7 protein-coding genes and 4 pseudogenes are annotated in these 5,511 nt (G+C 57.5%); 4 read left to right on the top strand and 7 right to left on the bottom strand.

What is annotated here, in order from left to right; all coding sequences use genetic code 11:
- The 3 genes and pseudogenes from MAMT_RS11035 to MAMT_RS11025 form a co-directional block, all read right to left on the bottom strand.
- A pseudogene (locus MAMT_RS11035) lies at nt 1-216 on the bottom strand (DDE-type integrase/transposase/recombinase); the annotation flags it as partial.
- 42 nt (nt 217-258) lie between these two features.
- Complete coding sequence (locus MAMT_RS11030) at nt 259-846, bottom strand: hypothetical protein (protein ID WP_142661079.1); 588 nt, start codon at nt 844-846, stop codon at nt 259-261.
- Nucleotides 846-2,156 carry a DUF2130 domain-containing protein gene (locus MAMT_RS11025; RefSeq protein WP_142661078.1) on the bottom strand — a complete coding sequence of 437 codons (1,311 nt, stop codon included), beginning with the start codon at nt 2,154-2,156 and terminating at the stop codon, nt 846-848. Before MAMT_RS11025 ends, MAMT_RS11030 begins: the two co-directional genes overlap by 1 nt.
- A gap of 95 nt (nt 2,157-2,251) precedes the next feature.
- Here MAMT_RS11025 and MAMT_RS11020 point away from each other — a divergent pair.
- Nucleotides 2,252-2,617, top strand: a pseudogene (locus MAMT_RS11020) (phospholipase D-like domain-containing protein); the annotation flags it as partial.
- A gap of 32 nt (nt 2,618-2,649) precedes the next feature.
- Here the strand turns inward: MAMT_RS11020 and MAMT_RS11800 are convergent.
- On the bottom strand, nt 2,650-2,781 hold the full coding sequence (locus MAMT_RS11800; protein ID WP_281289124.1) for a hypothetical protein: 132 nt from the start codon (nt 2,779-2,781) through the stop codon (nt 2,650-2,652).
- A gap of 144 nt (nt 2,782-2,925) precedes the next feature.
- Here MAMT_RS11800 and MAMT_RS11015 point away from each other — a divergent pair, with 144 nt between their 5' ends.
- On the top strand, nt 2,926-3,147 hold the full coding sequence (locus MAMT_RS11015) for a CsbD family protein (protein WP_142661076.1): 222 nt from the start codon (nt 2,926-2,928) through the stop codon (nt 3,145-3,147).
- Between the two features lie 145 nt (nt 3,148-3,292).
- On the opposite strand, the gene MAMT_RS11010 is transcribed toward MAMT_RS11015, so the two are convergent.
- Entirely contained in the window at nt 3,293-4,276 is a 984-nt protein-coding gene (locus MAMT_RS11010; protein WP_142661075.1) for an IS5 family transposase, read from the bottom strand.
- 93 nt (nt 4,277-4,369) lie between these two features.
- On the opposite strand from MAMT_RS11010, the gene MAMT_RS11005 reads away from it, so the two are divergent.
- Both MAMT_RS11005 and MAMT_RS11000 read left to right on the top strand, forming a co-directional pair.
- Nucleotides 4,370-4,516: a lmo0937 family membrane protein gene (locus tag MAMT_RS11005; protein ID WP_142661074.1), complete on the top strand. Its 147-nt coding sequence runs from the start codon at nt 4,370-4,372 to the stop codon at nt 4,514-4,516.
- Nucleotides 4,517-4,650: 134 nt separating this feature from the next.
- Complete coding sequence (locus tag MAMT_RS11000) at nt 4,651-4,872, top strand: hypothetical protein (RefSeq protein ID WP_142661073.1); 222 nt, start codon at nt 4,651-4,653, stop codon at nt 4,870-4,872.
- Between the two features lie 242 nt (nt 4,873-5,114).
- On the opposite strand, the pseudogene MAMT_RS10995 reads toward MAMT_RS11000, so the two are convergent.
- Nucleotides 5,115-5,285: pseudogene (locus tag MAMT_RS10995) on the bottom strand (transposase); the annotation flags it as partial.
- A 30-nt stretch (nt 5,286-5,315) separates the two neighbouring features.
- Nucleotides 5,316-5,511 (bottom strand): annotated as a pseudogene (locus MAMT_RS11495) (hypothetical protein); the annotation flags it as partial.

Raw genomic sequence — 5,511 nt, 5'->3', positions numbered from 1 at the left:
CACCATGCCATTGGTGCGAGGAGACTTCGGCTTGGTCAGGCGGTGCTCGATGCCCAATGCTTGGCAGAGCGCGTCAAACTCATGCGCTCCGGTAGCATCCTTGGCTGCTTGGCCGAAGACGCGATCAGTGAACTCCTTGCCGTTATCGGTGAGGATGGTTTGGATTTTGACGGGTGCTGCTTTGGCCAGCGCGTGAAGGAAGCTGCGGGCGGCTGACCCGGGAAGCTGCTCTTCGAGCGCCTGTTCCAACAAAAGATCCTAGTTGGTGGTAAAAATCTCCACCGCCCTTTCGCGCGGAATTGCCTGAATCCAGCTCGCGAGGATATGGTACGGTGAATCGCTCGTCGGAAGGGGCTTGTTGACGATCGTGCGCACCTGCTCACAGATAGTGAGATCGAGCTTGCCGAGAATATCTGCGGAAAAGCTGTCTACCTCACTTTTCGCGTCTTTGCCGCAAAGAGACTTGAGTGTGCGGATGTGACTGAGCACGTCCTCTACCGTCGGAGTTGGGATGCCACGCGCAATCACGCGATCCCAAGCGGTCTGCGCAAAGGTCTTTAAAGCACTGTGCTTATCCAGAGAGTCTTTGATCTGCTTCGTGAGGCCGTCAATATCGGGGATCAGCGGCTTTCCGTCAGCGTCTCGAATAGACAACGCACAACCGGCCCCAATAAAGAAGCCGATACGCATCTTGTTCGGGGCAAGACGCTGTAAGAGGTCAGTAGTCCGGCGATAGGGACAATGCGCCGGGCCGCTCGAGGCCGAAGTTGCACCACCTGCCGCCGGCTTGGGCGCCGCTGCTACGGCGGCGCTAGGTGCGCCGGCAACTGTTTTCTTGTCATCCATCAGGTCTCCGTTGCCGAGTCAGACCTGGGAGCATTGAGCAAGGGAATGTCCAAGCCCGCGATCTCCTGTAACGTCTTTCCCGCAATTCCTTGAAGGTCGCCATACATGCCCGCCGTGGACTCGATGACCCCTCTTATCTGCTCCTCACGTTTTGCCCATAGCCGCGTCATTGTTCTCCGTTCTCTGTCGAGGTCCGATTGCATGTCGGAAAACTTCTCGACGATGGCTTCAACGCGGTGCCGAAACCCCGAGCCGGTCAGATATTGGTAGACCATTTCCATCTTGGTCTGTTGCCCCTCGCCAGCATGGCGGGCGGCCGAAAGATCGATCAAGGACTGTCGAAGAGCCATCGCAACGGGGATCGCGCAGCGGGATTCTGTGACCCACACGCCGTCGACGAGGTCGAAAGTCTCGACCCCTTTGGGAAGTGCCTGCGACACGATCAGAGCGATTTCCGCTTTCGCCGCGCGCTGGTCATCCCGGAGCTTCGTCAGCCAGGTATCGCTCCAGTTCTTGGTCCGCTTGGATTCCCATAAGATCGTACCGCAATGCTGGCCCTGCGGGCCGCTTACGCGGTGGAGCACGTCGCCGCCGAATTCACCTTTCGGAACGGGTTCGATTGTATCGCGCGGAAATTTGTGGCGCAGAAGAGATTCCAATTGAAGTTCCTGAACCTCCCCTTGGAGCTGCTGCGAGCCTTGTTCCGCCCTGCGCTTCAGCTCTTCGATCTGACGCTGCATCGAGGCAATCTGCTCTTCCTTCTCCGACACCTTGAGTTTGAGTCCTTCCTCGGCCTCGCTCTTGGCCTTGTCCCGAACCACGACCAGAGATTCCTGAACTCTCTTTTCGATGGTCAGCTCCATTTCGCGCTTAGCGTCGTCTAGCTCGCGCTGTTTGCGGATTAGTTCGGCTTGGGCCTTCTGCGCTTCCGCCAACTTGCTGTCCCGTTCCTTGAGGACCTCTTGCAGGTCCGCTAGTTCCTGAGCCTTCTGTTCGAGGTTGGCTCCAATAAGAAGCCGGGCCTTTTTGGCTTCGTCTGCGGAAATCTTCTCCCGTTCGGTCTTCAGTTTTTCAGTGACTTGCTCGTCAATGGAATGCTGTGCCTTGGTAATCTCTTCCTGCTGCACGCGGATCGCGGTTTCGCGATTCGCAACATCGGCTTCCTTTTGGGCTATCTTCTGTTCGTATTGCAGCTTTGTTGCCTCGATAAGCGGAGCCGCAAGCGACTCGGTGAGCTTGATCTCGGTCTTGCAGTTTGGGCAGACAATTATCGGCTCGTTCGTGCTTGAATGAGCGCCATGAGAAGGCATCAGGCTAAACCTCCCTGCGTTTGGGTCGGAAATTGAGGTGCTCCCAGTACGTCCGACCAATGGAAGCGGTTTTTAGACTAATATTTTGAACGCCTCTGACCTTGCCCAGCCAGACAGACTCGTGGCTGGTGTTCTACGCCGGACGCAGCTACTACGGACAGTTGCTTCGAGCAGGGGTGAAGATTTACGAGCGCCGCGGGGTTATCCTGCACTCCAAGGTGGCGCTGGTCGATGGTGTGTGGGCCACCGTTGGATCGACCAATCTCGACTGGCGCAGCTTCCTGCACAACTACGAGGTGAATGCGGTGGTATTGGGAGTCGATTTCGGCAATCAGGTGCAGGCGATGTTCGACAAGGATCTGGCGGCTTCCAACGCGATCACGCTCGCTCAATGGGAGCACCGCCCGCTCAGCGAGAGGATTCGAGAAATTTTCGCGCGGGCGTGGGAGTACTGGCTGTAAGGCAAACTCCCCTGATAGACCCAAGGCGCGGGCTAGGGGGTTGCGCCGGCACGCGCTGTTCCGTCGATGTGCCAGACCGCGATGAACATGGCCGCAATGGTGGGGCACATGATGAAACCGTTGATGCCGAAGACCGCCATGCCGCCGAGTGTCGTCGTCATCATGACCTGCCATGGGATCGTGTTGAAACTTCGGCGACATAATTTCTGACAATAGGCCTGGATTTACACTAAAATAATAAGGATTGCACGCCCTTTCGACATCCAACCAAGGCGCGTTTCCCACCGCAATCATGAGAGGACAGTGAAATGAACTGGGACCAAATTCAAGGCAACTGGAAACAACTATCCGGGAAAGCCAAGGAGCAGTGGGGGAAGTTGACAGATGATGATCTCAATGTCGTGGCGGGTCGCCGCGAGCAACTCGCCGGAAAGATCCAGGAACGCTACGGCGTAGCCAAGGACAAAGCCGAAGAACAAATCGCCGAGTGGCAACGTAAGGCGAGTGATTTATGGTTCAAGAAGAACTAGGGAAGGTCTGCACAACCCGCGCCGAAACGCGAGTCGATGCGCGCCTCTTCACATCGTGAAATCAGCGTTGAATATCGAGCCGATTTCGGGCTGTTTTGGCCCGATTTGGCCGGTTTTTTGGCCTTTGCCCGGATTGCAGACGCACTCATCCCGCAGCGCCCTGCAAAATCCGCTTGCGCACCATCCACAGGTTGGACAGCGCAAACAGCACCTGCAGTTGATGGGTGTTCTTGGCCAGGCCGCGATAGCGGGTCTTGCGATGTCCGAACTGACATTTGATGACCCGAAACGGGTGCTCGACCTTGGCCCGGATGCGCGCCTTGGTCTTCTCCAAGGCGTCCAGAATCCCGCCCATCGGCGTGGTCTTGTCCAGCGCCTTGCGCTTGCCTGGCATCATGGCCACATGCCAAGCGACGTCGGGATGGGTTTGGATCACCTCCTCGCGCTTGTGCACGCCACGGTAGCCCGAGTCGCCAAAGACGTCCGTCTTCTGGCCATGGAGCAAGGCGCCGGCCTGCGTCACATCATGCGCGTTGGCGGCCGTGCCCAGCACCGTGTGCACCAGGCCACTGTCCGCGTCCACGCCGATGTGGGCTTTCATGCCAAAGTGCCACTGGTTGCCTTTCTTGGTCTGGTGCATCTCGGGGTCGCGTTCTCCCTGGGCATTCTTGGTCGAACTGGGCGCGGCAATCAGCGTGGCATCGACCACGGTGCCGGTCTTGAGCAGCAGGCCCCGCTGCGACAGATGGGCGTTGACGGCGGCGAGGATCTGCAGGCCCAGGTCATGCGCTTCGAGCAGGTGACGAAACCGCAAGATGGTGCTCTCGTCGGGCAGGCGCGTCATGCCCACGTCGAGCCGGGCAAATTCGCGGTACAGCGGGATGTCGTGCAGGGCTTCTTCCATCGCCGGATCGGAGTGTCCGAAGAACTGCTGCAGCAGGTGAATGTGCAGCATCACCTCGGGGGCGAACGGCGGACGCCCGGTCTTGCCGCTGGGCGCATGCGGGGCGATCAACGCGAGCAGTTCCGGCCAAGGAATCACTTGGTCCATCTCATCGAGAAATTCCCGCTTGCGTGTGCGCTTGATCGCAAGCTCAAATCCGGTCGTGGCAAGGCTGATTTGTTTCATCTGCATTCAACGCGTGAGCCAGTCAATGGGATGATTTTTGCAGAGGTTCCCTAGATTATTGAAGCCTCAGATCGTTTTAGAAGGAGAAGACTAATGCTCTGGACAATCGCGGTTATTTTGGTTGTATTGTGGCTTCTTGGCCTTGTCACGTCGTACACGATGGGGGGATTCATCCATGTGCTCTTGATCATTGCGATCGTGATGATTCTGCTCAACGTCATTCAAGGCCGACGTTCTTGACGGCGTCGAATTTGATCAAAGACTGTTTGAGCGTTCATTCGCGCGGTGTGGTGAAACGTCGTCAATGCGCGGAAAAGGCACGCGACCGGCTCCTCTCCAAGAAGCCGGTCGGTATTTGAATAACAGGAGACGTCATGAACCCACTTCGCATTGCAGCACTTGCCCTGATCCTCGCGGGAGTCTTGGCTTTGGTGTATGGGGGCTTTAGTTACACTAAGCAGACCCATGAGGCCAAGCTGGGACCGCTCGAACTGTCGGTCAAGGAAAAGCAAACGGTCAACATCCCGATCTGGTCGGGCATCGGAGCGATCGTGGCAGGCGGGGTTCTCCTGGCCGTCGGGGGCAACAAACGCTAGCTGGCCCCGCAAGACAAGATGCGCACGCCAATGGCGCTATTGCCACCTTGGCGTTGCGAAAAAAGTCAGGGGCGCATGAGCGCACCATTTATGTATGCGCACCCGCTCGCCCACTTGAAAATTGTCACTCATGCTTTGCGTCAATGTTTGATAGGACCCGTTGTCCATGCGCACGGTGAACTTATAGACGGCGCCTGATCCCTGCTGGTTTTTTTCCAGTTGATGACCAAGGTAAGCACCAGCAGCTCGCCCTTCTCGGCCAGCCGAACCCAGTTGCTCAGCGTCTGCTTGGGCATGCCCAGCACGCGCGCCGTCACCGACGCTTCCTGCCCGGCCTTGACCAGCCGAACGGCCTCCATCTTGAACTCCAGTGTGTACCGCGCTCGGTGCTGCCCTTGATCTGTCTTGCTCATCTTTCGTGCTCCATGGATACATTTTCAGCCTCAGCTATGGAGTACGTTTTTCAGGGGCAAGGTCAGCTCTCCCCAGTGCGCGTATTGCTCTCCTTCCCAGGGAAACATCGGCCTTCGCTTCGTCCACACGAACTCGGCGTCCGCATTGCCGGCTTCGAGGCTTTGTTCAGCGTTCACTTTCTTCCTTAGGGCCTGCCTGCTCGGGTCTCCCGCTTTCCGGGCCTTT

The organism is Methylacidimicrobium tartarophylax (genome assembly GCF_902143375.2).
GTDB classification, from domain to species: Bacteria; Verrucomicrobiota; Verrucomicrobiia; order Methylacidiphilales; family Methylacidiphilaceae; genus Methylacidimicrobium; species Methylacidimicrobium tartarophylax.
This window is presented reverse-complemented; position numbering and strand designations above follow the sequence as displayed.